This window comes from Kocuria rosea subsp. polaris, from assembly GCF_001483755.1.
GTDB classification, from domain to species: domain Bacteria; phylum Actinomycetota; class Actinomycetes; order Actinomycetales; family Micrococcaceae; genus Kocuria; species Kocuria cellulosilytica.
On the sequence record NZ_LQBK01000004.1, the window covers coordinates 531,348 to 556,553 of the forward strand.

Annotated in this window: 25 protein-coding genes and 1 riboswitch; of the genes, 16 read left to right on the top strand and 9 right to left on the bottom strand. The window is 74.9% G+C overall.

Annotation, left to right across the window (positions count from 1 at the left end; genetic code table 11):
* Positions 1-79: 79 nt before the first annotated feature.
* The 3 genes from AVL61_RS04815 (at position 80) to AVL61_RS04820 (ending at position 3,006) form a co-directional block, all read left to right on the top strand.
* Positions 80-1,273, top strand: a complete 1,194-nt coding sequence (locus tag AVL61_RS04815; protein WP_058873179.1) for a glycosyltransferase — start codon at positions 80-82, stop codon at positions 1,271-1,273.
* Between the two features lie 233 nt (positions 1,274-1,506).
* Positions 1,507-1,668 carry a hypothetical protein gene (locus tag AVL61_RS17775; protein ID WP_157571290.1) on the top strand — a complete coding sequence of 54 codons (162 nt, stop codon included), beginning with the start codon at positions 1,507-1,509 and terminating at the stop codon, positions 1,666-1,668.
* Positions 1,669-1,752: 84 nt separating this feature from the next.
* Positions 1,753-3,006, top strand: coding sequence for an alpha-hydroxy acid oxidase (locus AVL61_RS04820; RefSeq protein WP_058873180.1), 1,254 nt, complete (start codon positions 1,753-1,755; stop codon positions 3,004-3,006).
* Positions 3,007-3,096: 90 nt separating this feature from the next.
* Here AVL61_RS04820 and AVL61_RS04825 read toward each other — a convergent pair whose 3' ends face one another.
* Genes AVL61_RS04825 through AVL61_RS04835 form a run of 3 tightly spaced genes read right to left on the bottom strand, consistent with a single transcriptional unit; the run spans position 3,097 to position 6,823 of the window.
* The gene (locus AVL61_RS04825; protein ID WP_058873181.1) at positions 3,097-4,599 is read right to left on the bottom strand and encodes a dihydrolipoamide acetyltransferase family protein; all 1,503 of its coding nucleotides are present in this window, start codon (positions 4,597-4,599) and stop codon (positions 3,097-3,099) included.
* A 2-nt stretch (positions 4,600-4,601) separates the two neighbouring features.
* On the bottom strand, positions 4,602-5,651 hold the full coding sequence (locus AVL61_RS04830; RefSeq protein WP_058873182.1) for an alpha-ketoacid dehydrogenase subunit beta: 1,050 nt from the start codon (positions 5,649-5,651) through the stop codon (positions 4,602-4,604).
* Positions 5,648-6,823 carry a thiamine pyrophosphate-dependent dehydrogenase E1 component subunit alpha gene (locus AVL61_RS04835; protein ID WP_058873183.1) on the bottom strand — a complete coding sequence of 392 codons (1,176 nt, stop codon included), beginning with the start codon at positions 6,821-6,823 and terminating at the stop codon, positions 5,648-5,650. Before AVL61_RS04835 ends, AVL61_RS04830 begins: the two co-directional genes overlap by 4 nt.
* A 243-nt stretch (positions 6,824-7,066) precedes the next feature.
* On the opposite strand from AVL61_RS04835, the gene AVL61_RS04840 reads away from it, so the two are divergent.
* The 3 genes from AVL61_RS04840 (at position 7,067) to AVL61_RS04850 (ending at position 10,304) form a co-directional block, all read left to right on the top strand.
* Positions 7,067-7,519, top strand: coding sequence for an Lrp/AsnC family transcriptional regulator (locus AVL61_RS04840; RefSeq protein WP_058873184.1), 453 nt, complete (start codon positions 7,067-7,069; stop codon positions 7,517-7,519).
* A 101-nt stretch (positions 7,520-7,620) separates the two neighbouring features.
* Positions 7,621-7,765, top strand: a riboswitch (SAM riboswitch).
* 14 nt (positions 7,766-7,779) lie between these two features.
* Positions 7,780-9,108, top strand: coding sequence for an O-acetylhomoserine aminocarboxypropyltransferase/cysteine synthase family protein (locus tag AVL61_RS04845; protein WP_058873185.1), 1,329 nt, complete (start codon positions 7,780-7,782; stop codon positions 9,106-9,108).
* An 8-nt stretch (positions 9,109-9,116) separates the two neighbouring features.
* Positions 9,117-10,304, top strand: a complete 1,188-nt coding sequence (locus AVL61_RS04850; RefSeq protein WP_058873186.1) for a cystathionine gamma-synthase — start codon at positions 9,117-9,119, stop codon at positions 10,302-10,304.
* A gap of 37 nt (positions 10,305-10,341) precedes the next feature.
* Here AVL61_RS04850 and AVL61_RS04855 read toward each other — a convergent pair whose 3' ends face one another.
* Positions 10,342-11,523, bottom strand: coding sequence for a tellurite resistance/C4-dicarboxylate transporter family protein (locus tag AVL61_RS04855; RefSeq protein ID WP_082696956.1), 1,182 nt, complete (start codon positions 11,521-11,523; stop codon positions 10,342-10,344).
* 79 nt (positions 11,524-11,602) lie between these two features.
* Here AVL61_RS04855 and AVL61_RS04860 point away from each other — a divergent pair, with 79 nt between their 5' ends.
* Positions 11,603-12,490, top strand: coding sequence for a sulfurtransferase (locus AVL61_RS04860; protein ID WP_058873188.1), 888 nt, complete (start codon positions 11,603-11,605; stop codon positions 12,488-12,490).
* On the opposite strand, the gene AVL61_RS04865 is transcribed toward AVL61_RS04860, so the two are convergent.
* The 3 genes from AVL61_RS04865 to AVL61_RS04875 all read right to left on the bottom strand — a co-directional run bounded on the left by AVL61_RS04865 (position 12,456) and on the right by AVL61_RS04875 (position 16,399).
* Complete coding sequence (locus AVL61_RS04865; protein ID WP_058873189.1) at positions 12,456-14,018, bottom strand: SDR family oxidoreductase; 1,563 nt, start codon at positions 14,016-14,018, stop codon at positions 12,456-12,458. The genes AVL61_RS04860 and AVL61_RS04865 overlap by 35 nt on opposite strands.
* A gap of 160 nt (positions 14,019-14,178) precedes the next feature.
* Positions 14,179-15,294, bottom strand: coding sequence for a fatty acid desaturase family protein (locus AVL61_RS04870; protein ID WP_058873190.1), 1,116 nt, complete (start codon positions 15,292-15,294; stop codon positions 14,179-14,181).
* Positions 15,295-15,346: 52 nt separating this feature from the next.
* Entirely contained in the window at positions 15,347-16,399 is a 1,053-nt protein-coding gene (locus AVL61_RS04875; protein WP_058873191.1) for a ferredoxin reductase, read from the bottom strand.
* Positions 16,400-16,493: 94 nt separating this feature from the next.
* Here AVL61_RS04875 and AVL61_RS04880 point away from each other — a divergent pair, with 94 nt between their 5' ends.
* Positions 16,494-17,708, top strand: coding sequence for a PucR family transcriptional regulator (locus tag AVL61_RS04880; protein ID WP_058873192.1), 1,215 nt, complete (start codon positions 16,494-16,496; stop codon positions 17,706-17,708).
* Positions 17,709-17,727: 19 nt separating this feature from the next.
* Here AVL61_RS04880 and AVL61_RS04885 read toward each other — a convergent pair whose 3' ends face one another.
* On the bottom strand, positions 17,728-18,543 hold the full coding sequence (locus AVL61_RS04885; protein ID WP_058873193.1) for a lysophospholipid acyltransferase family protein: 816 nt from the start codon (positions 18,541-18,543) through the stop codon (positions 17,728-17,730).
* 244 nt (positions 18,544-18,787) lie between these two features.
* Here AVL61_RS04885 and AVL61_RS04890 point away from each other — a divergent pair, with 244 nt between their 5' ends.
* Complete coding sequence (locus AVL61_RS04890) at positions 18,788-19,186, top strand: DUF4870 domain-containing protein (protein WP_058873194.1); 399 nt, start codon at positions 18,788-18,790, stop codon at positions 19,184-19,186.
* On the opposite strand, the gene AVL61_RS04895 is transcribed toward AVL61_RS04890, so the two are convergent.
* The gene (locus AVL61_RS04895) at positions 19,183-20,436 is read right to left on the bottom strand and encodes an MFS transporter (RefSeq protein ID WP_058873195.1); all 1,254 of its coding nucleotides are present in this window, start codon (positions 20,434-20,436) and stop codon (positions 19,183-19,185) included. The two genes, AVL61_RS04890 and AVL61_RS04895, sit on opposite strands and share 4 nt — an antisense overlap.
* A 55-nt stretch (positions 20,437-20,491) precedes the next feature.
* Here AVL61_RS04895 and AVL61_RS04900 point away from each other — a divergent pair, with 55 nt between their 5' ends.
* From AVL61_RS04900 to AVL61_RS04930, 7 genes are all read left to right on the top strand, one after another.
* Positions 20,492-21,148, top strand: coding sequence for a DNA-3-methyladenine glycosylase I (locus AVL61_RS04900; RefSeq protein WP_058873196.1), 657 nt, complete (start codon positions 20,492-20,494; stop codon positions 21,146-21,148).
* A gap of 58 nt (positions 21,149-21,206) precedes the next feature.
* Positions 21,207-21,404 (top strand): hypothetical protein, encoded by a 198-nt coding sequence (locus AVL61_RS04905; protein WP_058873197.1) that lies wholly within the window; start codon positions 21,207-21,209, stop codon positions 21,402-21,404.
* A 4-nt stretch (positions 21,405-21,408) separates the two neighbouring features.
* Positions 21,409-22,242: a PhzF family phenazine biosynthesis protein gene (locus tag AVL61_RS04910; RefSeq protein WP_058873198.1), complete on the top strand. Its 834-nt coding sequence runs from the start codon at positions 21,409-21,411 to the stop codon at positions 22,240-22,242.
* Between the two features lie 41 nt (positions 22,243-22,283).
* On the top strand, positions 22,284-22,721 hold the full coding sequence (locus AVL61_RS04915) for an acyl-CoA thioesterase (RefSeq protein ID WP_082696958.1): 438 nt from the start codon (positions 22,284-22,286) through the stop codon (positions 22,719-22,721).
* A 1-nt stretch (position 22,722) separates the two neighbouring features.
* On the top strand, positions 22,723-23,592 hold the full coding sequence (locus tag AVL61_RS04920; RefSeq protein WP_197412638.1) for an SMP-30/gluconolactonase/LRE family protein: 870 nt from the start codon (positions 22,723-22,725) through the stop codon (positions 23,590-23,592).
* Between the two features lie 52 nt (positions 23,593-23,644).
* Positions 23,645-24,439: a MerR family transcriptional regulator gene (locus tag AVL61_RS04925; protein ID WP_058873199.1), complete on the top strand. Its 795-nt coding sequence runs from the start codon at positions 23,645-23,647 to the stop codon at positions 24,437-24,439.
* A 64-nt stretch (positions 24,440-24,503) separates the two neighbouring features.
* A complete protein-coding gene (locus AVL61_RS04930; RefSeq protein ID WP_058873200.1) occupies positions 24,504-25,205 on the top strand; it encodes a TetR/AcrR family transcriptional regulator in 702 nt (233 codons plus the stop codon).
* The last annotated feature ends 1 nt before the right edge of the window (position 25,206 follow it).

The following is a 25,206-nucleotide window of genomic DNA, read 5'->3' on the forward strand; positions in this document are numbered from 1 at the left end:
GCCCGGCCCGCGGGAGCAGGCGCGGTAGACGGCCGGCTCGTGCTCCGTCCGGTGCGCGGGGCAGACTGGAGCGGTGCGCATGATGCTGCTGACCTCCGGAACCCGCGGCGACGTGGAGCCGTTCGCGGCCCTGGCGCGCTACGCCGCGGCACAGGGCCACCGCGTCCGGCTGGGGGTCCCGGCGAACAGCGGGGTCGACCTCACCGGGATCGACACCGTGAGCCTGGACGTGGACTTCCACCGGCTGATGGCCGTCCCCGGGCCCTCACCGCGGGCGGCGGTGCGCCACGTCCGCGCGGAGGTCCGACCCGGGATGCGGAGGATGTTCTCCGCGGCCGTGCGGGAGACCCTCGCGTTCGACCCCGGCCTGGTCCTGCACCACCCGCTGGTCCTCACGGCGCCGGCCGTCGCGGACGCCCTCGGCGTCCCCCGGGTGCTGGCCGAGTTCGTGCCCGTGGCGACCCCCACCCGCGAGTTCTCCGCCCCCGGCGGGCCCACGGTCTCGAAGGACCTCGGGCGGTTCAACCGGACCACCTACGCGGTCCCCCGCAGCGGCGCACGGCTGTTCCGCCGGGACGTCGAGCGCGCCTGCCGGCAGCTGCCCGGCGGCCGGGCGCCCGCACCCGCCGCGGCGTCCCGCGCCACCCTCATGGGGATCAGCCCGCAGCTGCTGCCGCGACCCGCCGACTGGCCGGCCACGGTGCACCTGACCGGCGCCTGGCACGCCGGTGCGGGCGCCGCCGCCCCGGACCCCGCGGTGGCCGGATTCGTCCGGGGCGGGCCGTGCCTGGTGGCGACCTTCGGCTCCATGGCGGCCGGCGACCCGGCCGCGCGGGGACGGGCGGTCGTGGACAGCGCGCGGGCCCACGGCCTGCGGACCCTCCTGGTCACGGGCTGGGGCGGACTCGCCCTGCCGGAGGACCGGCGCGGCGACGACGTGCTCGTGGTGCCGGGCGCGCCCCTGGACGCCGTGCTCCCGGACGCCGCGGTGGCGGTCCACCACGGTGGCGCCGGGACCGTGCACACGGTGGCCCGCGCGGGGATCCCCTCCGTGGTGGTGCCCTTCCTCGTCGACCAGCCCTTCTGGGGCCGGCAGCTGCACCGGCTCGGGGTCGCCGCCGCTCCGATCCCGCACCGGAGGCTGAGCGCGGAGACCCTGGTCCCCGCGGTGGGCGACGCCCTCGCCCGCCGGGAGCGGGCGCAGCGCGTGGGCCGCGCGGTGCGGGCGGAGCAGGGGCTGCGGACCGCCCTCGACGTCCTCACCGGGCTCTGAGCCGGGCCGCGGGCGGCGCGCACGCTCCGGGCAGGGGACCGGGGCCCCGCGACCGGCCCCGCGACCGGCCCCGCGACCGGCCCCGCGACCGGCCCGGCGACCGCGCACGGACCCGTCAGCGCGGCTGACGGATCAGCGTCGGAAAACATCGCTGTTCCGCACGGGTGCGGCCCCCGATACTGGAAGGACCGGGCGACGCCCCGCCCGGCAGCACCCTCCAGGAGGACCGCACCATGACCGTCGATCTGCTCCCGCCCCGCTCCACCCCGACCTCCTCGCTCCCGGCCGTGGGCACGGAGGCCGCGACGCCGTCCCGGGACCGCCGCGACGGGCAGCACGGGTGGACCGACGTCGAGCAGAACTGCCCGTACTGCGCGGGCCCCGAGACCGACTGAGCGGCGCACCGCCCCGAGGCGCGGGGCCCGGGGACCTTCCGTCGTAGTGTGGTCGGGAGCACCCCGACCGTCAGGAGGTCCGCCATGGAACGGCGTCTGCCCCAGTGGTCCGAGCTGCGCCCGCTCCTGCAGTTCGAGGCCCCCGCCCTCGACCGCCGCGCGGCCCGGCTGGCCGGGGCCGCGGACCTCTGGGACCTGCGCCGGATCGCCCGCCGCCGCACCCCGCGCCCGGCGTTCGACTACACGGACGGCGCCGCCCAGCGCGAACTGACCCGGCGGCGCTCGCGGGAGGCGTTCGACGCGGTCGAGCTGCTGCCCCGGATCCTGCACGGCATCGCCGCCCCGGACCTGTCCGCGCCGATCGCCGGGACCCGGTCCGCGCTGCCGTTCGGGATCGCGCCGACCGGCTTCACCCGGTTCATGCACTCGGAGGGGGAGATCGGGGGAGTCCGCGCGGCCGAGCAGGCCGGCATCCCCTTCACCCTGTCCACCATGGGCACCCGGTCGCTCGAGGAGGTCGCCGCGGCCGCCCCGGACGCGACCCGCTGGTTCCAGCTGTACCTGTGGAAGGACCGGGCCCGCTCCCGGGACCTGCTGGCGCGCGCCGCGGCCCACGGCTACTGGACCCTGCTCGTCACCGTGGACACCCCGGTGGCGGGCCAGCGGCTGCGGGACGTGCGCAACGGCATGGTCATCCCGCCGAGGCTCACGCTGCGGACGGTGGCCGACGCCGCCCGCCGGCCCGAGTGGTGGTTCAACTTCCTGACCACGGACTCCCTGAAGTTCGCGTCCCTCTCGAGCACGAGCGCCGACCTGCCCACCATCACGAACTCGATGTTCGACCCGACCCTGTCCTACGCGGACCTCGAGTGGATCCGCTCCGAGTGGCCGGGAAAGCTGTTCGTGAAGGGCGTGCTGACCCGCGACGACGCCCGGCAGTCCCTGGCCGCTGGGGCCGACGGGCTGGTCGTCTCCAACCACGGCGGCCGCCAGCTCGACCGCGCCCCCGCCTCGCTGCACGCGCTGCCCGAGGTGCGGGACGAGGTGGGCGAGGACGTCGAGCTGATCCTGGACTCCGGGATCATGAGCGGCGCCGACGTGCTCGCCGCCCTGTGCGCCGGCGCGGACTTCGTGCTCATCGGCCGGGCCTACCTCTACGGGCTGATGGCCGGCGGGCAGCAGGGCGTGGAGCGGGCCGTCGAGCTGCTGGCGGAGGAGATCCGGATCAGCATGCAGCTGATGGGCGCCAGGACGGTCGCCGACCTGGGCCCGCACCTGCTCGGCACCCGCCACCACCCCGACCTCGCCCGCCGGGACGCGCCCGCCGACCAGCGCTGAGCACGCCCCCTCGCGGGCGGGGAGGCCGCCGGCCGGAGCACCCCGGACGGCGGGCTCCCGCCGCCCGGGGTGCTCCGGCGCCCCCCGGGATCAGAGGTCCGCGAGCACCGAGAGCGGGTTCTCCACGGCGTCGGCCACCATGCGCAGGAAGCCGCCGGCGGCCCCGCCGTCGCACACCCGGTGGTCGAACGCGAGGGAGAGCTGGGTGACCTTGCGGACGGCCAGCTGCCCGTCGACCACCCACGGGCGGTCGATGATCCGGCCGATCCCCAGGATCGCGACCTCCGGGTGGTTGATGATCGCCGCGGCCCCGTCCGTGCCGAACACCCCGTAGTTGTTGAGCGTGAACGTGGAGCCGGACAGCTCGGCGGGGCCGGCCTTCCCGGAGCGCGCGAGCTCGGTGAGCCGCCGGAGCTCGGCGTCCAGGCCGCGGGCGCTGAGGGCGTGCGCGCCGCGGATGTTCGGCACCACGAGCCCGCGGTCGGTCTGCGCCGCGAAGCCCAGGTTCACGCCGTCGAAGCGCACGATCTGCTGGCTGCCGTCCTCGAGGGTCTCGATCCGGGTGGCGAGCTCGGGGTGCCGGGCCAGTCCGGCGAGCACGAAGCGCGCGATCAGGGCCATGAGCCCCGGGGCCCGCTCGGGGTCCTGCGCCTTGAGCTCGGCGCGCAGCTCCACGAGCTTCGTGGCGTCCACGTCCACCCAGACGGTGGCCTCGGGGATCTCGCTGCGGGAACGGGTCATGGCCTGCCCGATGGCCTTGCGGATCCCGGTGACCGGCAGCCGCTCGGCGACCCCCAGCCCCGTGCGGGCGTCCACGGCGGAGGGCTCCTGGGTGGAGCGCTCCGGGGCGGGCGCCGGCGAGGACGGGGCGGCCGTCCCCTGCGGGGCCGGCCCCGCGGCGGCGTCCGCCGCGGCCACGACGTCGCGGCGCAGGACGAGCCCGCCGGGCCCGGAGCCGCGCACGGTGGAGATGTCGATCCCGCGGTCCTTGGCGAGCTTGCGCACGATCGGCGAGACGACCGTGGGCGCCAGGCGCGGGGCCGAGGCCATCGCGTCGTGGGCGGCGTCCGCGGCAGCGGCCTGCGCCGCTCCCTGCGCCGCCGCCGCGGCGGCCGGCACGGCGGTGGCCGCGGCAGCCGACCCGTCCGCGGACCCGGCGCGCTTCGGCCGGCGCCGGCGCCCGGCCGCGCCGCCGGCCGGCGTGCCGTAGCCGATGAGCACGCTGCCCGATCCGGCGTCGTCGTCGGAGGCCCCGGCGGCCGCCGCGGGGTCCGCCCCGGCGCGCTCCTCCTCCCGGTAGGACTGCCCGCCCTTGGGGCCGCCGCCCTGCGGGGCGGGGGTCCCGTCCCGGTCCCCGGTGTCCACGGAGATCAGCGGGGCCCCCACGTCGAGGGTCTGCCCGGAGTCGCCGTGCAGCTGGTGCACGGTCCCCGCGAAGGGGCACGGCACCTCCACGGCGGACTTGGCGGTCTCCACCTCGGCGATCGGCTGGTCCACGGCGACGGTGTCGCCCACCCGGACGAGCCAGCTCACGAGTTCGGCCTCGGTCAGTCCCTCGCCGAGATCCGGCAGGGTGAACGTCTTCACGGTCATGGTCAGTCCTCCCACTGCAGGTCGTCCACGGCGTCGAGGATGCGGTCGACGCTCGGCAGGTAGTGCTCCTCGAGCTTGGGCGCCGGGTACGGGATGTCGAACCCGGTCACGCGGCGCACGGGCGCGGCCAGGGAGTGGAAGCAGCGCTCCTGGACGCGGGCCACGATCTCGGCCGCCACGGACGCGAAGCCCGGGGCCTCGGCCACGACCACCACGCGCCCGGTCCTGCGCACCGACGCGGCGACCGTCTCGTCGTCGAACGGGACGATGCTGCGCAGGTCCACGACCTCGAGCGAGCGGCCCTCGGCGGCGGCGGTCGCCGCGGCCGCCAGGGCGGTCGGCACGGACGGCCCGTAGGCGAGGAGCGTGGCGTCCTCGCCGGCGCGGGCGACCACGGCACGGCCCTCCCGGCGCTCGGGAGCACGGTTCTCGTAGCGGTCCCGCAGCTCGGCCAGGTCCACGGGCGCCTTGGACCAGTAGAGCTTCTTGGGCTCGAAGAACACGACGGGGTCGTCGGAGTCGATCGCCTCGCGCAGCATGAGGTAGGCGTCCTCGACCGTGGCGGGGGTGAAGACCTTCAGGCCCGGGGTGTGGGCGTAGTAGGCCTCGGAGGAGTCGCAGTGGTGCTCCACGCCGCCGATGCCCCCGGCGTAGGGGATGCGGATGACGATGGGCAGGCGCACGGCGCCGCGGGTGCGGTTGTGCATCTTCGCGATGTGCGAGGCGACCTGCTCGAAGGCGGGGTAGGCGAAGGCGTCGAACTGCATCTCGATCACGGGGCGCATGCGGTTCATCGCCATGCCCACGGCCATGCCGGCGATCCCGGACTCGGCCAGCGGGGTGTCGAAGCAGCGGGTGCGGCCGAAGCGCTGCGTCAGCCCGTCGGTGATGCGGAAGACGCCGCCGAGGGTGCCGACGTCCTCGCCGAAGACGACGACGCCGTCGTCGGCGGCCAGGGCGTCCGCCAGGGCGGTGTTGAGCGCCTGGGCGAAGGTGGCCGGCTTGACCGCCGGGGCCTCGCCGGACGGCGCGGGGGCTTCCAGGGTGCTCACTGTCCGGTCTCCTCTCGGGCGAGCTCGGCGGCCAGGAACTGCTCCTGCTCGGCGAGCTGCGGGGTCTGCTCGGTGTAGACGTGGCGGAACAGCTCGAGCGGGTCGATCTCCACGTCGGCGTTCATGCCGTCGCGCAGCGTCGTGGCGACGTCCTCGGCGGTCGCGGCGATGCGCTGCTCGGCCGCGTCGTCCAGCACGCCCTCGGCGCCGAGCCAGGCGCGCATCCGGGTGACCGGGTCCTTGGCGATCCACTCCTGCACCTCGGCGTCGTCGCGGTAGCGCGTGGCGTCGTCGGCGTTGGTGTGCGCCTGCATGCGGTAGGTGTGCGCCTCGACGAGGAGCGGCTCGGACTCGGAGCGCGCCAGGTCCACGGCGCGGCGCAGCGTGGCGAGCAGCGCCACGAGGTCGTTGCCGTCCACGCGCTCGCCGGCCATGCCGTAGCCGACCGCCTTGTGCGCGAGGCTGGGGGCCGCGGACTGCTGGGACAGGGGCACGGAGATCGCGTAGCCGTTGTTCTGCACGAAGAACACGACCGGCAGCTTGAACACGGCCGCGAAGTTCAGGGCCTCGTGGAAGTCGCCCTCGCTGGTGGCGCCGTCCCCGCACATCGCCAGCACCACGGTGTCCTCGCCGCGCAGCTTCGCGGCGTGGGCCACGCCCACCGCGTGCAGCAGCTGGGTGGTCAGCGGCGTGGACTGGATGCCCACGCAGTGCTCGTACGGGTCGTAGCCGCCGTGCCACTCGCCGCGGAAGATCGCCATGACCTGCAGGGGGTCCACGCCCTTGGTCATGACCGCCACGGTGTCCCGGTAGGTGGGGAACAGCCAGTCGCCCTCCTCGAGGCACAGGGCGGCCGCCACCTGGCAGGCCTCCTGGCCGTGGCTGGACGGGTAGACGGCCATGCGGCCCTGCCGGACCAGCGCGGAGTTCTGGTCGTTGACCCGCCGGCCCACCACCAGCTTCTCGTAGGCGTCCAGCAGGACGTCCCGGTCGGGCAGCGGGTACTCGTGGCCGGGGCCGGTGCCCTGCTCCTCGGGGGCGAGCAGCCGCCCGCTCGGATCGACCATGCGGATCTCGCCGCGGGCCGGGAGCATGTACTGCTCCGGCGTGATGCCGAAGGTCTGGGAGGCCCGGAGGATCGGGTCCTCGGGGGTCTCGACGGTCTGGCTCATGGTGTCCCCTCGGTCGGTCCCCGGTCCGCGCACGGGGCCGGGGAGGCAGGAAGGCTGGTGCAACTCTGTCTCCCCAGTATGCGAACCGGGCCTGCTTCGTATCCAGAGAGGCCGGAAAGTGCAGAAGACTGAGACGAACGGAGCAGACAGTGTGGACGAAATGTTCTAGTGTGGCGTGGAGCACACGCATTCGTCCGGTGCCGTGCCGGACCCTGTGACCCACCCACCCCGAAGGAGCCCGCCGTGCCCTCGACCCCCGTCTCCCTGGACGAGACCGATCGGAAGATCCTCGCGGAGCTGTCCCGGGACGCGAGGCAGTCGGTCACCGCGATCGCCGCGGCCGTGCACGTCTCCCGCGCCCACGCCTACGCCCGGATCAACCGGCTGCGGGACGAGGGCGTGATCCTGAGCTTCAGCACCGTGATCGACCCGGTGCGGGCGGGGCTGCAGGCCTCCGCCTACGTGACGCTCAAGCTCCAGCAGAACACCTGGCGGGAGCTGTGCGCCCAGCTGCGGGCGATCCCCGCCGTGCACCACATCGCCCTGGTGGGCGGGAACTTCGACGTCATGCTCCTCGTGCGGGCCGTGGACACCGTGCACCTGCGGCAGGTGATCTTCGAGCACATCCAGCAGCTGCCCGGGGTGGTGGACACCCAGACGTTCCTGATCTTCGAGGACATCGACACCCGGGCCTGAGCCGCGGGCCCGGCGCGCACCGCCGGCGTCATGTTCCGTCACGGTCGTCATCTTCGGTCGCGGAGGGACAGCCACTACCTCTGCGCATAGTGTTGTTCCAGCTTCACGAGACGTGACCGCGAAGCTCCGACTGGGTCACGCACCAACCCCATGCTCATTGGGTGGTTCGGATGAGGAAGCGGCCTGCATCCTCCGCGGCGCCCCCACCGGGGGGCCGCGGCCGTCCGGTGCGGGTAAGAGCAAGGCACAGGAGCAGCGCCATGTCCATCCCCGTGACCGACCACGACCTCGCGACCCGGCAGATCCACGCGGGCACCCACGGCGAGGTCGCCCAGCGCACCCTGACGGTGCCGATCTACCAGACCGCGGCGTTCGAGTTCCCCGACTACGAGGCGGCCCGGCAGATGTTCGCCCAGACCCGGCCGGGCTTCACCTACACGCGCACCGGCAATCCCACGGTGGCGGTGCTCGAGCAGCGGATCAGCGACCTCGAGGGCGGCGCGGGCGCGGTGGCCACCGGCTCCGGGCAGTCCGCGGTGGCCGTCGCGCTGCTCGCGCTGCTCGGGCAGGGCGCCGGCAAGCACCTCGTGGCCTCGGAGAAGCTCTACGGCGGCACCGTGGACCTGCTCACCGACACCTTCGCGGACTGCGGGATCGAGGTCTCCTTCGTGGACCCCACCGCCCCGGGGGCGTGGGCCGCGGCCGTGCGCCCCGACACCCGGGCGTTCCTGCTGGAGTCCATCGGCAACCCGCTGGCCACCCTCCCGGACCTGCCCGGCATCGCCGACGTCGCCCGGGCGGCCGGGGTGCCCGTCGTCGTCGACAACACCCTCGCGTCCCCGGCCCTGTACCGGCCGCTCGAGAAGGGCGCCGACATCGTGGTGCACTCGGCCACCAAGTTCCTGGGCGGGCACGGCAACGCGCTGGCCGGGGCGGTCGTGGACGGCGGGACCTTCGACTGGTCCGCGCGGCCGGAGAAGTGGCCGCAGTTCACGCAGGCCCGCGCCCGCTGGGGCGGGCTGAGCCTGGTCGAGAAGTGCGCCGGGGCCAGCCCCTACCTGCACCTGGTCCGTGCCAAGTACGTGCACGACCTCGGCACCACGCTCTCCCCGTTCAACGCCGGGCAGATCCTGCAGGGCACCGAGACCCTCGACCTGCGCGTGGCCCGCCACACGGCCTCGGCCCTGGCGGTGGCCGAGTTCCTGGCCGGGCACCCCGCCGTCGCCCGCGTCCACCACCCCGGCGTGCCCGGGGACCCCGGCGCCGGGATCGCGGCACGGGACTTCCCGCGCGGGACCGGCTCCGTGTTCTCCTTCGACCTGGCCGCCCCGGACGCCGCCGTGGGCCCCTTCATCGACGCGCTGCGGCTGTTCAAGCTGGTCGCCAACGTGGGGGACACCCGCAGCCTCGTGGCCCACCCCGCGGCCATGACGCACTGCCGCCTGACCCCCGAGCAGCGCCGGGCCGGCGGGATCGCCGGGACCACGATCCGGCTGTCGATCGGCCTCGAGTCCCCGCAGGACCTCGTCGCCGACCTCGGCCAGGCCCTCGACACCGTCGTCACCACCGTCCAGACCACCCGGAAGTGAGCCCTGCCATGACGCCCGCCACCGACACCCGCACCCGCCGACGGGGCTTCACGACCACCGCCGTCCACGCCGGGCAGGAGCCGGACCCCCTCACCGGGGCGGTCATCCCGCCGATCTACCAGACCTCCACGTTCGCCCAGGACGGGATCAACGTGCTGCGCGCCGGCCACGAGTACAGCCGCGGCTCCAATCCCACCCGCAGCGGCTTCGAGGAGCAGCTCGCGGCCCTGGAGCGGGGGGAGCGCGGCTTCGCGTTCGCCTCGGGGATCGCCGCCGAGGACGCCCTGCTGCGCGCGGTGCTGCGCCCCGGCGACCACATCGTGCTCGGCGCCGACGGCTACGGCGGCACCAACCGGCTGATCACCAGGGTCCTCGCCCCGTGGGACATCGCCTCCACGCCCGTGGACAGCACCGACCTCGACGCCGTCCGCGCGGCCGTGCGGCCCGGCAGCACCCGGGTGCTGTGGCTCGAGACGCCGTCCAACCCGCTGCTCGGCATCGCCGACGTCGCGGCCTGGGCGCGGCTGGCCGAGGAGGCCGGGGCGCTGCTCGTCGTCGACAACACCTTCGCGTCCCCGTACCTGCAGACCCCCCTCGAGCTCGGCGCGCACGCCGTGGTGCACTCCACCACCAAGTACATCGGCGGGCACTCCGACGTGCTCGGCGGTGCCGTGGTCGTCGGGGCGGCCGAGTGGCGCGGGGTCCCCCTCGCGGAGACGGTCGGCTTCCAGCAGTTCGCCGCCGGCGCCGTGGCCGGTCCCCAGGACAGCTACCTGGCCGCCCGCGGGCTCAAGACCCTGAGCCTGCGGATGGAGCGCCACCAGCACAACGCGCAGCGGATCGCCGAGTGGCTGCTGGAGCGGCCGGAGGTCGCGCAGGTGCTCTACCCCGGGCTGCCCGAGCACCCCGGGCACGCGCTCGCCGCCGCGCAGATGCGCGGGTTCGGCGGCATGGTCTCGTTCCGGCTCGCCGGCGGGGAGGCCGCGGCCCGGGCGGTGGCGGAGGGCACCCGGCTGTACTCGCTGTCCGTGAGCCTGGGCGGGGTGGAGTCCCTGGTCTGCTATCCCTCCGAGATGACGCACGCCTCCGTCCGGGGCACTGCGCTGGCCGTGCCCGTGGACCTCGTGCGGCTCTCGGTGGGCATCGAGGACGTCGAGGACCAGCTCGAGGACCTTGAGGGGGCCCTCACCGCCTGACCGGGGTGCTCCGCCCGGTCGTCGGCCGGGCCCGCGCTCATCGGGCGGTGTCGGGCCCGCCGGCCGGGCCGGGACTGCCGGCGGTGTCCGGGCCGTCGGCCGGGCCGGGACTGCCGGCGGTGTCCGGGTCGTCCGCCGGGTCCGGCCCCGGCCAGACCGGGGCGGGGGCCTGCCGGCCGAGGAGCAGCCGCCGGACCAGGTGCACGAGCATCGCCGTGAACACGACGGCCCAGGCGCCCAGGGCCACCCACAGCCAGGCGGCCCCGACCAGCCCCACGATCGGCAGGCCGTCCGCCCGGCCCAGGTAGATGCTGGCCACGGCGTACATGCCCAGCGGGAAGACCACGCTCCACAGCGAGGACTCGTAGCGCAGCGGGACCCGGTGCACGCGGTGGCGCCACCACCCCGCGGCCACCAGGGCCGGGATCAACCACGTGGCGAACGCCCAGAACACCACGCCCAGGCCGGCCACGAGCCCGCGGACCACGGCGACCATGGGGGTGTCGGACATCTCCACGATCCGGGAGGCCGCGAGCACGGTGATGGCGCACGCCCCCATCGCCACCCAGTAGGGCGGGGTCAGATCGACCGGCCGCAGCGGGTACAGCATCATGCGCAGGGTCACCAGCACGCCCGCGGACGCGTAGAGGAACAGCCCCACGGACCAGCAGACGACCGCGACGACGGACAGCGCGTGACGGGCGGTGCCGTCGGCCACCACGGGGTCCAGGGCCGCGGCGGCCACGGCCACGGACTGGCTGGCCACCACCCAGATGAACCACGTGCCGTTGGCCGTGCTGACCACCGGCCGGGTGCGCCGCGAGAGCACGGCCGTCCACGGCACCACGTAGCCCAGGACCAGCCAGACGGCGCCGGCCAGGCCCAGGAGCACGGCCGTGGCGCCGTGCCAGCCCGTCGTCGCCAGCCGTGCCGCCAGCACGTTGGTGCCCGCCACGAAGGTGAAGAAGCCGAAGGCGCGCCGGGGGTCGAGGAACTCGACGAGCAGCTCCCGCCGGAAGGCGGCGAACCGCCAGACGGTCAGCAGGCACAGCACGGCCCAGCCGCCCGCGCACACGGCGAGCAGCACCGCGGAGAGCATGGGGAAGCCCTGCAGCTGCAGGCCCACCGAGAGGATGCCGCTGGCCATGACGAGGGCGAAGTACCCCGGCGCCAGGCCGCGGACGCCGTCGCGGACGCGCTGTCGAAGAGTCCCGGACACCCGGCCAGGCTACCGGGCGCCGGCGGACGCCCGGGGGCCCGCCTCGTGCGGTGGTCGCCGCGGCGCTAGCCTGGGGCCCATGAGCACCCCGCACGACGACGCCCCGCTCGAGCTGCCCGGTCCCGTGGTGAGCACGGAGTGGCTGGCCGGGCACCTCGACGACCCCCGGCTCGTGCTGGTGGACGCGAGCTCCACGCTCAACCGGACCGGTGAGGCCCTGCCCGGGGCCCTGCTCCTGGACCTGGACGGGCCCTTCTCGGACCCGGCCTCGGACCTGCCGCACACGGCGCCGCCGGCGGAGCAGCTCACGGTGGCGGCGCGGGCCCTCGGCATCTCGCGCACCAGCACGGTCGTGGCCTACGACGGCCAGGGGATCTTCGCGTCCGCCCGGGTCTGGTGGCTGCTCCGGGGCGCGGGCTTCGACCGGGTCGCCGTCCTCGACGGCGGCCTCCCGGCGTGGGTCGCCGAGGGGCGGCCCACCGGGGCGCACGCCGCGCCGCCGGCCGAGCCCGGGGACGTCGAGCTCGCGCCGCGGGCGGGCTGCTTCGTCGGGGCGGAGGACGTCGCCCGCGCCCTGGACGATCCGGGCGCCGTCGTCCTGGACGCCCGCTCCGCGGGCCGGTTCGCGGGCACCGAGCCCGAGCCGCGACCGGGCCTGCGCCCCGGGCACATGCCGGGGGCGGTCAGCCTGCCGTACACCGAGCTGCAGGACGGGCAGGGGCGGCTGCTGCCGCTGCCGCGGCTGCGGGAGCAGATCGAGGCCGCCGCGCCCGGGGGACGGCGCATCGTCACCAGCTGCGGCTCGGGGATCACCGCCTGCGTGCTCGCCCTCGGCGCCCACCTGGCCGGCCGGGAGGACGTCGCGGTCTACGACGGCTCGTGGAGCGAGTGGGGCCGGCCCGGCCCCCGGCCCGTGGCGGGGCCGGAGACGCTCAGCCCCCGGCTGGGACCTCCCCCGCCGGGGTGACCGGCCCGGTGCTCCGCCCCGCCGGGTCGGCCTGCCCGGCGCTCCCGGTCCCGGGGCCGTCCAGCGCGGCGGCGGCGGCGAGGATGTTGCGCGCCATGGACGGGAAGATGAACCCGTGGAAGGGCCACACCCCCCACCAGTAGAGCCGCCCGGGCAGGCCCCGGGGGAAGAAGATGGCCCGCTGCGTGTACCGGCTGCCCTCGCCCTCGGGCTCCACGGACAGCTCGAGCCACGCGCGGCCGGGGGCGCGCATCTCGGCGTGCAGGAGCAGCTTGTGCCCCTCCTCCAGCTCCTCGACGCGCCACCAGTCCACGTACTCGCCCACCTGGAGGTCGGTGGCGTCGCGGCGGCCGCGGTTCAGGCCGGCCCCGCCCACGAGCTTGTCCATGAGCCCGCGGACCTGCCACGCGAGGGGCAGCGAGTACCAGCCGTTGCGCCCGCCGATGGACTCGATGACCCGCCACACCTGGTCGGGCCGGGCCGGCCCCGTGCGGCTGCGCTCGTCCACGAACACCGTGCGCCCCGCCCAGTCCGGGTCCGAGGGCAGCGGGTCGGCGGCCGCCTCGGAGGAGCTGTAGTGGACGTCCCACGTGGTCTCCACGGAGTTGTCCTCGATCTTCTTCAGCGCGAGGGCCACGGCGCGGCGGTAGCCGGCCAGGCCTTCCGGGGGCTGGGGGATGTAGTCGTCGATGTCGTGCTCGTCCGACACCGCGTCGTGCTGCAGCGACTGCACGAGCGGCACGGCCAGGGCCAGGGGGATCGGGGTGACCATGCCCACCCAGAACCCCGACAGCCGGGGCGCCGGGAGGGGCAGGTGGAAGACCACCCGCCGGCGCAGCCCGGCGACCCGCGCGTACCGGCGCATGGCGTCGGCGTAGGTCATGACGTCGCGGGAGCCGATGTCGAAGGTGCGGTTGAGCCCCTCCGGCAGGTCCATCGCGTGGAGGAGGTAGTACAGCACGTCGCGGACCGCGATCGGCTCGATGCTGTTGGTCACCCAGGACGGCGCGGGCATGACCGGGAGGGTGTCGCCGAGGTGGCGGATCATCTCGAAGGACGCCGAGCCGGAGCCGATCACCGTCCCGGCCTGCAGGACCACCGCCGGGACGGAGCCCTCGAGCAGGATCTCGCCGACCCGGACCCGCGAGCGCATGTGCTGGGAGAGCTCCACGCCCCTGGGGTGCAGGCCCGAGAGGTAGACGATGCGGCGCACCCCGGCACGCTCGGCGGCCCGGGCCACGGTCCGGGCCATCCCGGCCTCCTCCTCCTCGAACTGGCGGGAACCGCCCATGGAGTGCACGAGGTAGTACAGGGTGTGGACGTCCTGGCACGCGGCGGTCATCCCGTCGAGGTCGTTGAGGTCCGTCTCGGCGACCTCCACCTGGTCCTGCCACGGCACGGCGCGCAGCTTGCCGGGGGAGCGGACGGCGACGCGCACCGTGTGCCCCGCCTCGAGCATCCGGGGCGCCAGGCGCCCTCCGACGTAGCCGGTGGCACCGGTGATGAGGACGCGCTGGGGAGAGCTCATGGCCTGCCTTTCGTGCGGGTCCCGCGAGCCTACCAACGCGGCCCGACAGCTCCCCGGGGCGCGTCCCGGGCGGGAGCGTCCCCGGCACGCGCCCCGGCACGCGGAACGGCCGCGGTGCCGGAGCACCGCGGCCGTTCGGAGGGCCTCCCGCAGGAACGGGTCAGGGCAGGGCCAGGCGGAAGATCTTCGCCCAGTAGGAGCCGACCTGCTTGGGCAGCGGCCCGGTCGTGTAGGGCAGCCCGTAGCGCTCGCAGATCTCCCGGACCTTCACGGCGACCTCTGCGTAGCGGTTGGAGGGCAGGTCCGGGAACAGGTGGTGCTCGATCTGGAAGGACAGGTTGCCGGTCATCAGGTGCATCAGCTTGGACCCGGAGATGTTGGCCGAGCCGAGCATCTGCCGCAGGTACCAGTCCCCGCGGGTCTCGCCCTCGATCTGCTCCTCGGTGAACGTGTCCACGCCCTCGGGGAAGTGTCCGCAGAAGATCACGGCGTGCGCCCAGATGTTGCGGGCGGCGTTGGCGGTCACGGTCGCGGCCAGGGCCTGCTTCCCGGAGCCGGTGAGCTTCGCGGCGGCGGGCGTGGCCACGTAGTCCTTGGCGACCTGCTTGAGGAACTTGGCGCCCAGGGCCTTGAGCCCCTGCTTGAGGTCGGCCTTCGACTTCGTGCCCTCCCGCACCTGGTCGAACTCGAGGTCGTAGATGGCGATGCCGAACTCGAACACGGGGGCGAGCAGCGCGTTGTAGAGCGGGTTGCCGAGGTTCCACCACTGCCAGGGCTGGCCCTCGTCCACGCGGAAGACGTTGTACCCGACGTCGCGGTCCTTGCCGAGGACGTTCGTCCAGGTGTGGTGCAGGTCGTTGTGGGTGTGCTGCCACGCCTTGGAGGGGGTCACGAAGTCCCACTCCCAGGTGGTGGAGTGGATGTCGGGGTCGCGCATCCAGTCCCACTGGCCGTGCAGCACGTTGTGGCCGATCTCCATGTTCTCCAGGATCTTGGCCACGGTGAGCATGCCGGTGCCCGCGATCCAGGCGGGCTTGTGCTTGGCGAACAGCAGGGTGGCGCGCCCGGCCAGCTCGAGGGAGCGCTGCGTGGCGATGACCCGGCGGATGTAGGCCGCGTCCGCGGCGCCGCGGCTGGCGATCACGGACTCGCGGAGCGCGTCGAGCTCGCGGCCGAGCTCCTCGACCTGCTCGTCGGTGAGGTGGGCGGCCGTGGACGGCTTGGGCGCCGCTGCGCGCCGGCCCGAGTCGAGCAGGAATGGGGTGACGATCGTCATGGTGTCGCTCCTTCGGAACGGGGTCGGAGAACGAGTGCTGGAAGTGGTCGGGTCAGGCGTCGAGGCTGACGGGGCCGGCGGCCGTGGACACACAGGTCTGCACGAGGTGTCCGGGCTCGCCGTGCACCTCACCGGTGCGGGTGTCGCGGACCTGCCCGGAGAGCAGCGGGGTCACGCAGGCGTGGCAGATGCCCATCCGGCAGCCGCTGCGCATCATCAGGCCGGCGTACTCGCCGGCGGCCAGGAGGGTCGTGCCGCTGTCGGCCTCGACCTCCTTGTCGGACTTCTCGAACGTCACGCGCCCGCCCTCCCCGCCGGCGCCGGGGGCGACCACGGCGGCGAAGCGCTCGACCCGCAGCTCGCCCTCCTCGCGGTTCCAGAGCGCCTCGGCGGCGTCGAGGAAGTCGGCGGGCCCGCAGGCGTACGCGGCGCGGTCGCGCCAGTCGGGGCACGCGGAGTCGAGGTCGGCGGTGGCCGCGAGGTCGAGGCGGCGGCCGCGCTCGTCGGTGAACCACTGCACGAGCCGGAAGCCCGGGAACTGGTCGGTGAGCTCCAGCAGCTCCTCGCGGAAGAGGGAGTCCTCCGGGGAGCGCGAGGAGTGCACGAGCACCAGGTCGGCGTCCGCGCGGCGGGGCACGAGGGTGCGGATCATGGACATGACCGGCGTCAGCCCGCTGCCGGCGGTGAGCATCAGCAGCGGACGCGGGCTCTCGGGGAGGACGAAGTCGCCCTCGGGCGGGGCGAGGAACAGGACGTCGCCGGGCCGGGTCCCGCGGACCAGGGCGGTGGAGACCTTGCCCATCGCCGTCACCGTGATGGCGGGGTCCTGACCGGCCCCCGTGCTGAGGGAGTAGGAGCGCCAGTGCCGCACGCCGTCGATCTCCACGCCGATGCGGGCCCACTGGCCGGCCTCGTGCGCGTTCCAGCCCCGGCCGGGACGGAAGCGGATCGTCACCGAGTCCGCGGTCTCGGGCACCACGGAGGTCACCAGGCCGCGCAGCTGGCGGGCGCTGGCGAGGGGGTCGACGAGCCGCAGGAAGTCCTCGGGCGAGCGGGGGGTGGTGAAGGCCGAAGCCAGGCGGGTGAACAGTCGCAGTTGGGGCACCTAATAACTGTGCCCCAATTCCGGCCGCAGTTCTCGTCCTGTCGCGTACTCTTTCAGCAGAGAATTTGTGGTGCCGGCATGAAAGCGGGGAAACATGGAGCAGGCGGAGCACATGGTGCAGGCGCAGCCGGCGCGCCGGGCGGACCGGGAGCTGCCGTGGACGTCCCTCCCGCCGGCGCTGACGCCCCTCCTCGTCCCGCACCTGCCGGCGGTGACCGAGGAGCTCCTGGACGCCGTCCGGCTCGACGTCCCGGTCTACGCCAGGCCGATGGAGGGCCTGTTCGGCGACAGCATCCGCCGCGGGGTCGAGGTGGCCCTGACCCGGTTCCTGCAGCTGCCCGGCACCCAGCAGACGGCGCTGATGGGCGACGACCGGCGGGTCTACGAGGGGCTCGGCCGCGGCGAGGTGCGGGAGGGCCGCCCGATGGACGCCCTCTTCGCGGCCTACCGCTCCGGGGCGCGCACCACCCTGCGCTCCCTCTCCCGCGTGGCCATGGACGCCGGGTTCGAGGCGTCCGTGCTGATCGGCCTCGCGGAGTCCGTCTTCGCCTACATCGAGGAGCTCTCCGCGGCCAGCGCCGAGGGGTACGCCATGGAGCAGTCCGAGCGGGCGGGGGAGCGGGACCGGCTGCTGGACGCGCTCGCGGACATGCTGGTGCGCGGCCACGTGGCCGAGGACGCGGTGCGCGCGGCGGCCAGTGCCGCCGGGTGGCCGGTGCCCGAGCGGGTGGTCGTGGTGACGCTGGCCGCCGACCGGCGCGTGGGGCTGCGCTCACGCCTCGGGGAGCGCGCCCTGCTCACGTCCCGCCCCGGGGACGTCGTGGCGGTGGTCCCCGAGCCCGCCTCCCCGACCGGCCGCAAGGAGCTGGCGCGCGCCCTCACCGGGCGCGGCGCGGTGATCGGCCCGGGCCGGCCCTGGTACGCGGCCCCCGACTCGCTGCGCCTGGCCGTGCTGACCCGGGACCTGCTGCAGCGGGAGGAGCCTGCCGATCCCGGGCCGCTGTGGGTCTCCGAGCACCTCGTGGAGCTCGTCCTGCACAGCGAGCGCAGCGTGGTCGAGGACCTCGCCGCGCAGCGCCTCGCCCCGCTGGACGAGCTCAAGCCCGGCCAGCGGGAGCGGCTGGCCACCACCCTCCTGTGCTGGCTCGAGCACCACGGGCAGCGCGCGGCGATGGCCGCCGAGCTGAACATCCACGAGCAGACGGTCGGGTACCGGGTGAACCAGCTGCGGGAGGTCTTCGGGGACGCCCTGCACGAGCCCAAGAGCCGCTTCGAGCTCGAGCTGGTCCTGCGCGCAGGGTTCCGCTGAGCCGGGCGCCCCGGCGGGCTCAGCCGGTCCGCTTGTAGGCCTCCCGCTCCCGGGCGTCGGAGTCGATCTGCTCCTGGACCGTGATCGCGCTCCCGCCCAGGTGCGCCGGCATCCACCACGCGCCGGGCTCGGGGGTGACGGGGTAGTCCGCGATGCAGCGGTCGATCCCGTCCTGCAGCACGGAGCGCAGCCGCGCACTCGCGGCGCGGACGTCCTCCCCCGGGGCCACCCGCAGCACCGGGCCGACGTGGACGCGCACCGGTGTGCGCCACAGGTCGCGCAGCCGGAGCCCGCCGCGTCCCCGGGTGAGCATCCGGTGGCCGCCCCACACGGACACCGGGATGACGGGGGCGCCGGTCTCGGCGGCCATGCGCACGGCGCCGGTGCGCAGCGGGCGCACGGTCCAGCTGCGGCTGACCCCGCCCTCGGGGAAGACGGCGAGGAACTCGCCGCGAGCCAGCTTCGCCACGGCCTCGGCGTAGGCCGGGGCGCCGTCGGCGCGGTCGACGACGACGTGGTCGCACAACTGGCACACCGCGGTGACGAAGGCGCTGCCGGTGTGCTTGCGGGTGATGAGGAAGCGGGAGTGGGCCCGCAGCCGGCGCCAGACCACCAGCTGCGCGAAGACGAAGTCGAGGTAGCCGAAGTGGGTCACCGCCACCACGGCACCCCGGCCGGGCCGGACCTCCCGGTCCAGCCCGTGCACCACCTGGTCGGTGGGCAGGTGCTCCTCGCCCGAGGCCAGCAGGGGCACGCGGAAGAGCTTCACGGCGGCCAGGCCGGCGAGCACGATGGCCCGGTAGGCGTACTTGTTGGGGCGCAGCTGCAGGGCCACGGGCCTCCCTCGGGGACAGGCCCGCGGAGGGCGGGCCGGGAACGGTCTGCCGAGAATCGTAGACCAGGGCGGGGCGGGGGCGCCGGTGCCGTGCGCAACGGCGGTCAGCCGCCGCCGCGGAGTGCGGTCATCCCCCATACCGGGCGCGGGTCCCGCCCCGATACGCTGGCAGCACCGCGCCGGTCCGGCGCCCGCGGCACCGGGTGCCGCGACCGGTTCCGCCTCTGTCCACCAGGAGAACCCGATGTCCTACCTTCCACCGTCAGCACCCCGCCCGCAGTACCGGGCGCAGGGGGACGACCGCACCATCGCGGTCCTCACCCACCTGTCCGGCCTGGTCGGCGCGCTGGTCTCCGTCGGGTGGCTCGGCTTCGTGGGTCCCCTCGTCGTCTGGCTGGTCTACCGCGAGAAGAACGCGTTCCTGCGGGCCACCTCGGCCGGGTCGTTCAACTTCAACCTGTCCATGTGGCTGCTCAACGTGGCCGCGTGGGTGTGCCTGTTCACCGTGATCCTGATCCCCGTGGCGATCGTGCTCTGGATCGTCGCCGCGGTGCTGCTGGTCGTGTGCCACGTCCTGGCCGTGCTGAAGGCCAACAAGGGCGAGGTGTACCGCTACCCGCTCCAGCTGCCGGTGCTGAACTAGTCCTGTCGGACGGGTACGGGCGCGGCCCGGTGCGCGAGCACCACGACCGCCACGAGGACGAGCAGCGCGGCGCTGAGACCGTCGAAGCCGATCAGCGCCAGCACCGGTCCGGCGAGCGCGCCCCCGGTCGCGCCGGCGAGGTTCATGAACAGGTCCGAGACGCCCTGCAGCTTCGGCCGCTCGGCGGGCGGGACGGCCTCGGCCACGAGCGTGGAGCCGGCGACCGTCGAGGCCGACCACCCGAGCCCGAGCAGCACCAGGCTGACCGTCACGAGCACCGGGGAGGTCGAGCCGAACCAGGACAGCACGAGGGACGCCACGAACAGGGCCTGTCCGAGCAGCACCGTGGGGCGGCGCCCGGCCCGGTCCGCGAGCCAGCCGAACACGGGGGCGAGGGCGTACATCCCGGCCACGTGCAGGCTGATGGTCAGGCCGACGACGCTCAGCGACGCCCCGTGGATCGTCAGGTGCACGGGCGTCATGGACATGAGCGCCACCATCACGGCGTGGCTCAGCGCCACGGTGAGCACGGCCCGGCGGGCGGGCGACGACGCCCGCAGCACCGCCAGCCCGCCCGCGGGGGAGGGCTTGTCCTTCCCCGCGGCCTCGCCGTCGGCCACGGCCAGCAGCAGCGGGTCGGGCCGCAGCGCCGTGAGGTAGACCAGGGCGCCGAAGGCCTGCGCCACGAGGGCGATGACGAACCCGCCCGTGAGCTCCGGCAGGCCCAGGGCCCGTCCGATCAGCTCGCCGGGCTCGAAGAGGTTGGGGCCCAGCACCGCGCCGATCGTCGTGGACCACACCACCAGGGACAGGTCCCGGGCCCGGGTGTCGTCGGCGGCGAGGTCGGTCGCCGCGAACCGGGACTGCAGGTTGAGGGCCGAGCCGGCGCCGAGCAGCGCCAGGCCCACCAGCAGGACGGGGAAGCTCGAGAGGACGGCGGCGCCGATCGTGATCGAGGCGCCGGCCATGGCGGTGAACGCCCCGGTGCTCAGCGAGATCCGCCGGCCGCGGGCCTGGGCGAGCCGGGCGAGGGGGACGGCGAGCAGGGCGGCGCCCAGGGTGTTCATGGTCGCGGCCATGCCGGACCAGGCCGAGGAGCCGGAGACCTCGGTGACGAGGAGGGCGCCCAGGGCCAGGGTGGCGCCGACGCCCAGCCCGCCGAGGATCTGGCCGAGCGCCAGGACGCGGACCACTCTCTGTTGCAGGGCGCGCCGGTCCACGGTGGAGTTCGTCGGGTGCATGACCGCCATCCTATACCCCTGGGGGTAACCCGGCGGTGTGTGTCGCGGCCTGCGGTGTGGTTCGATGCACGGCATGTGCTCCCTGCCTGATCCCGCGGCCCGGCCCGGCGCCACAACCGGCCTCGTGCGCGGCGAGGACGGCCTCGCCCGCCCCGTCTGGGCGGCGTCGGACCCCCTGCTGCGCGACTACTACGACACCGAGTGGGGTGTCCCCGTGCGGGACGAGCGGGGGCTCTACGAGCGGATCTGCCTCGAGGGCTTCCAGTCCGGCCTGTCCTGGGCCACGATCCTGCGCAAGCGGCCCGCCTTCCGCGCCGCCTTCGCGGACTTCGACCCGGACACGGTCGCCGGCTTCGGGCCGGCCGACGTCGACCGGCTCCTGGGCGACGCCGGGATCGTGCGCCACCGGGGCAAGATCGAGGCCGCCGTCGGCAACGCCCGCGCCACCGTGGCCCTGCGCGCGGAGGGCGGGCTGGCCGAGCTGGTGTGGTCGTTCCGCCCGGCACGGACCCCGCGTCCGCGCACGGCGGAAGAGGTCCCGACCCGCTCGCCGGAGTCCGAGGCCCTGTCCCGGGCCCTGCGGGCGCGCGGGTTCCGCTTCGTGGGGCCGACCACGATGCACGCCCTCATGGAGGCGGTCGGGATCGTGGACACCCACCTGGTGGGCAGCCACCGCCGCGGCAGCTCCGGGGTGTGGCCGGACGCGCCGGACGGTGCGTAGGATTTCTGGCACCGAACCCGACGACGCCCCGCGTCGCCTTCCGGCAGGAGGCCCGGCCATGTACGACAACAGCGAGCAGCGCAGCGCGGTGCTGCCCCTGGTGCTGAGCACCGTGGGCTCCGTCCTGGTCGGCATGGTGGTGCGCAGGCTCCGGGAGGACCGGGCGGCGGCACGCGGTGAGACGCCCGGGCGGGGCGCCCGGCGGGCGGGACGGACCCGGCCCGCCCGGAGGAACTCGCGCGGGCCGGTGCTCTGAGGCCGTGACGAGCCACGCGATCAGCTGGGTGGACGTCTTCTCGGCCGCGCCGCTGGGCGGCAACCCGCTCGCCGTCGTGCACGCGGCCGACGGCCTCGACGAGGACACGATGGCGCGCTTCGCCCGCTGGACCAACCTCTCCGAGACCACGTTCCTGCTCGAGCCCTCCGCCCCGGGCGCCGACTACCGGGTGCGGATCTTCACGCCCGGCGGGGAGCTCCCGTTCGCGGGCCACCCCACGCTCGGGACGGCCTCGGCCTGGCTCGCCCTCGGCGGGGAGCCCGCGGGCGAGGACGTCGTGCAGGAGTGCGGGGTCGGGCTCGTGAGCGTGCGGCGCCGGGCGGGCGGGCTCGCCTTCGCGGCCCCGCCCCTGCTGCGCTACGAGCCCGTGGCCGAGCCCGCGCTGCTGGACCGGGTGGCGCGGTCCCTGCGGACGGACCAGTCCGCGCTCCTCGACGTGTCGTGGGTGGACAACGGTCCCGGCTGGATCGGTGTGCGCGTGGCGGACGCCGAGACCGTCCTGGGGATCCGCGCGGACTGGTCCGCCATGGCGGGGCTCAAGCTCGGCGTGGTCGGGCCGCACCCGCAGGGCGCGGAGTGCGCGGTCGAGGTGCGGGCGTTCGTGGGCGACTGGGTCGTGGAGGACCCGGTCACGGGCAGCCTCCAGGCCGGCCTGGCCCGGTGGCTGACCGACCACGGGTGGGCCCCGGACCGCTACGTCGCCGCCCAGGGCACGGTCCTCGGGCGCACCGGGCGCGTGCTGGTGGAGCGGGACGGGGAGACCGTCTGGGTCGGCGGGCACGTCAGCCCGGTGGTCCGCGGCACCGTGGAGCTGTAGGCGACGGCCCGCGGGGCGCGCGGCCTCAGTATCGTGGGGGCATGACGACCCAGGACATCACCTTCCGCACCCGCAAGTGGGTCAAGCCGGAGGATCTCAACGCCAACGGCACCCTCTTCGGCGGGAGCCTGCTCCGCTGGATCGACGAGGAGGCGGCGATCTACGCGATCGTCCAGCTCGGCAACCGGCGCGCGGTGACCAAGTACATGTCGGAGATCAACTTCGTGAGCTCCGCCGAGCAGGGCGACATCATCGAGATGGGCCTCACGGCCACGGCCTTCGGGCGCACGTCCCTGACCATGCGCGCCCAGGTGCGCAACATGATCACCCGGGACCTCATCCTGAGCATCGACAAGATCGTCTTCGTGAACCTCGACCCGGAGGGCCGGCCCGTCCCGCACGGCTACACCGAGATCACCTACGACCGGGACCGGATCCCCACCACGGCGCTGCCGGCGGCGCCCGAGAGGAGCCGCTGAGATGACGGTGCGGCGCCTGCGGGCCGAACGGATCACCGACTCCGTCACCCACCACGGCGAGGGGCCGTGCTGGTCGGCGTCCTGGGGCGGGCTGCGCTGGGTCGACCTGACCGCGGGGGACGTCCTGTCCTTCGGCGCGGACGGCGAGGTGCTCCGCAAGCACGTCGGGGACGTCGTGGCGTGCGTGCGCCCGCGCGCGACCGGTGGCGCGGTGCTCGCGCTCGAGACGGGGGTGGCCCTCGAGGACCCCGACGGCACCGTGCACCCGGCCGAGCCGCTCTGGGAGCCCGGGGCGGTGCGGATGAACGAGGGAGGGGCCGCCCCGGACGGCTCCCTCTACGTGGGGTCCATGGCCTGGGACCAGGCCGAGGGGGCGGCCGCGCTCTACCGCGTGGCCCCGGACCTGCGGTGGGAGCCGGTCCTGGAGGGCGTGACCGTCTCCAACGGCATCGCCTGGTCCCCGGACGGCGCCCTGGCCTACTACAACGACACGCCCACCGGGAAGGTCGACGTCCTCGACTGGTCGGAGGCCGCAGGGCTGCACGGCCGGCGCACCTTCGTGGTGCCCGAGCTCGAGGAGGGGGACGTCCACCCCGACGGGCTGACCGTCGACTCCGAGGGTGCGGTGTGGGTGGCGCTGCACGGCGCCGGCCAGGTGCACCGCTACACGGCCGAGGGGGTCCTGGACACCGTCGTGGAGGTCGGCGCGCGCCAGACCACCGCCTGCTGCCTGGGCGGGGAGGACCTGCGCACCCTCTACGTCACCACGTCCCGGGAGAACCTCGCCGCCGACGAGGATCCGGCCGCCGGCTCCCTGTTCGCCGTCCGGGTGGACGTCCCCGGCCTGCCCGTCCTGCCCTTCGCGGGCTGACGGCACCGACGGGCTTGACCCTCACGCCGCGGAAGGGCCCAGGGTGGAGGGCATGGACGGACAGCGAGCCGCGACGGCCGGCGGACGGCTCACCGTGGGACAGGTGGCGCGGCGCTTCGGCGTCACCGTGCGCACGCTCCACCACTACGACGACGTCGGCCTGCTGCGCCCCGGCGAGCGCTCGGCCGGCGGCTACCGCCTGTACACGGAGGACGACCTGCTCCGTCTGCAGCACGTCGTGGTCTACCGCCGGCTCGGCTTCTCCCTCGGGCACATCGAGGAGCTGCTGGTCGACGGGGAGCTCGGGTCCGTGCGGGCGCACCTGCGCCGGCAGCGCGAGACCGTCCTGGCGAGGCAGGCCGAGCTGGCCGAGCTCGTCACCGCGATCGATCGAGCACTGGAGAAGGACATGACCGGAATCGACCTGACCCCGGAGGAGCGGCGCGAGCTGTTCGGCGACGGCTTCAGCGACGAGCACGCGGCGGAGGCCGAGCGCCGCTGGGGGGACACCGACGCGTGGCAGCAGTCCCGCCGGCGCACGGCGGGCTACGACAAGGAGGACTGGCAGCGGATCGCCGCCGGGACCGCGGCGATCAACGAGCGGTTCGTGCAGGCCCGGCGCGCCGGGCTGCCCGCGGACTCGGCCGAGGCGATGGACGCTGCGGAGGCCGCCCGGCGCCAGATCCACGAGCGCTTCTACGACCTCCCGCCGGAGCTCCACCGGGCCCTGGGGGACATGTACGTGGCGGACCCGCGGTTCACGAGGACGTACGAGGACCTGGAGCCCGGGTTGGCGCAGTACGTCCGCGACGCGATTCACGCGAACGCCGACCGCGCCGCGGGCTGACGGACCCCGCCGGCTGTCCCGGCCCCGCGCCCGCCGGTCTACGATCGACGCGAGGAGGACACCCATGACCGAGACCCCCCGGGCGACCACGGACGTCGTCACCGCCTCCATCCGGCTGCTCGCGGAGCAGGGCTGGGAGGCCACGACCGTGGACCGGCTCGCGCTGGCCGCGGGGATCAGCCGGGCCACGTTCTTCCGCAAGTACGGGTCCAAGGAGGACATCGTCTTCGCGGACCACGCCGCGAACCTCGAGCAGCTCGAGCAGCTGCTGGCCCGCGCGGCCGCCGACCCGGACGCCGATCCGGCCGCCGCGCTGCGGGACGGCGTGCTGCTCGTCTTCCGCCACCACCTCGACCACCGCGAGCGCGCCCTGGCCCGCAACGCCCTGCTGCGGCAGGTCCCCCAGCTGCGGGACCGGGAGCTCATCACGTCCCACCGCTACGAACGGGTCCTGCAGCGCTACCTGCGCTCGGCGCTGCCGGACTCCCCGGGACGGGCCACCCTGGCCACGGCGCTGTCCGCGGCCGCGGTGGCGGTGCACAACGCCGCCCTGCGGGCCTGGCTGCGCGCCCCGGACACCGACCCCTCGGCCGAGCTGGCGGCGCAGCTCGAGCGGCTCGCGCGCACGCTGCTCTCCGGCTACGAGGCCGGCGGCGCCGCGCGGCCGGCGGCGGCCGGGACGCGCCCCGCCGTCGTCGTCACCGTCCTGGACCCCGGCGCGGACACGGAGCAGGTCCTGGCGTCCGTGCGGGAGGCCCTGGGCTGAG

Excerpts from the sequence above, each read along its gene's own strand:
- AVL61_RS04815 (WP_058873179.1), top strand. The coding sequence starts at position 80 with ATGATGCTGCTGACCTCCGGAACCCGCGGCGACGTGGAGCCGTTCGCG.
- AVL61_RS17775 (WP_157571290.1), top strand. The coding sequence starts at position 1,507 with ATGACCGTCGATCTGCTCCCGCCCCGCTCCACCCCGACCTCCTCGCTC.
- AVL61_RS04820 (WP_058873180.1), top strand. The coding sequence starts at position 1,753 with ATGGAACGGCGTCTGCCCCAGTGGTCCGAGCTGCGCCCGCTCCTGCAG.
- AVL61_RS04825 (WP_058873181.1), bottom strand. The coding sequence starts at position 4,599 with ATGACCGTGAAGACGTTCACCCTGCCGGATCTCGGCGAGGGACTGACC.
- AVL61_RS04835 (WP_058873183.1), bottom strand. The coding sequence starts at position 6,823 with ATGAGCCAGACCGTCGAGACCCCCGAGGACCCGATCCTCCGGGCCTCC.
- AVL61_RS04845 (WP_058873185.1), top strand. The coding sequence starts at position 7,780 with ATGTCCATCCCCGTGACCGACCACGACCTCGCGACCCGGCAGATCCAC.
- AVL61_RS04850 (WP_058873186.1), top strand. The coding sequence starts at position 9,117 with ATGACGCCCGCCACCGACACCCGCACCCGCCGACGGGGCTTCACGACC.
- AVL61_RS04860 (WP_058873188.1), top strand. The coding sequence starts at position 11,603 with ATGAGCACCCCGCACGACGACGCCCCGCTCGAGCTGCCCGGTCCCGTG.
- AVL61_RS04865 (WP_058873189.1), bottom strand. The coding sequence starts at position 14,018 with ATGAGCTCTCCCCAGCGCGTCCTCATCACCGGTGCCACCGGCTACGTC.
- AVL61_RS04870 (WP_058873190.1), bottom strand. The coding sequence starts at position 15,294 with ATGACGATCGTCACCCCATTCCTGCTCGACTCGGGCCGGCGCGCAGCG.
- AVL61_RS04880 (WP_058873192.1), top strand. The coding sequence starts at position 16,494 with ATGGAGCAGGCGGAGCACATGGTGCAGGCGCAGCCGGCGCGCCGGGCG.
- AVL61_RS04890 (WP_058873194.1), top strand. The coding sequence starts at position 18,788 with ATGTCCTACCTTCCACCGTCAGCACCCCGCCCGCAGTACCGGGCGCAG.
- AVL61_RS04895 (WP_058873195.1), bottom strand. The coding sequence starts at position 20,436 with ATGGCGGTCATGCACCCGACGAACTCCACCGTGGACCGGCGCGCCCTG.
- AVL61_RS04900 (WP_058873196.1), top strand. The coding sequence starts at position 20,492 with ATGCACGGCATGTGCTCCCTGCCTGATCCCGCGGCCCGGCCCGGCGCC.
- AVL61_RS04905 (WP_058873197.1), top strand. The coding sequence starts at position 21,207 with ATGTACGACAACAGCGAGCAGCGCAGCGCGGTGCTGCCCCTGGTGCTG.
- AVL61_RS04915 (WP_082696958.1), top strand. The coding sequence starts at position 22,284 with ATGACGACCCAGGACATCACCTTCCGCACCCGCAAGTGGGTCAAGCCG.
- AVL61_RS04920 (WP_197412638.1), top strand. The coding sequence starts at position 22,723 with ATGACGGTGCGGCGCCTGCGGGCCGAACGGATCACCGACTCCGTCACC.
- AVL61_RS04925 (WP_058873199.1), top strand. The coding sequence starts at position 23,645 with ATGGACGGACAGCGAGCCGCGACGGCCGGCGGACGGCTCACCGTGGGA.
- AVL61_RS04930 (WP_058873200.1), top strand. The coding sequence starts at position 24,504 with ATGACCGAGACCCCCCGGGCGACCACGGACGTCGTCACCGCCTCCATC.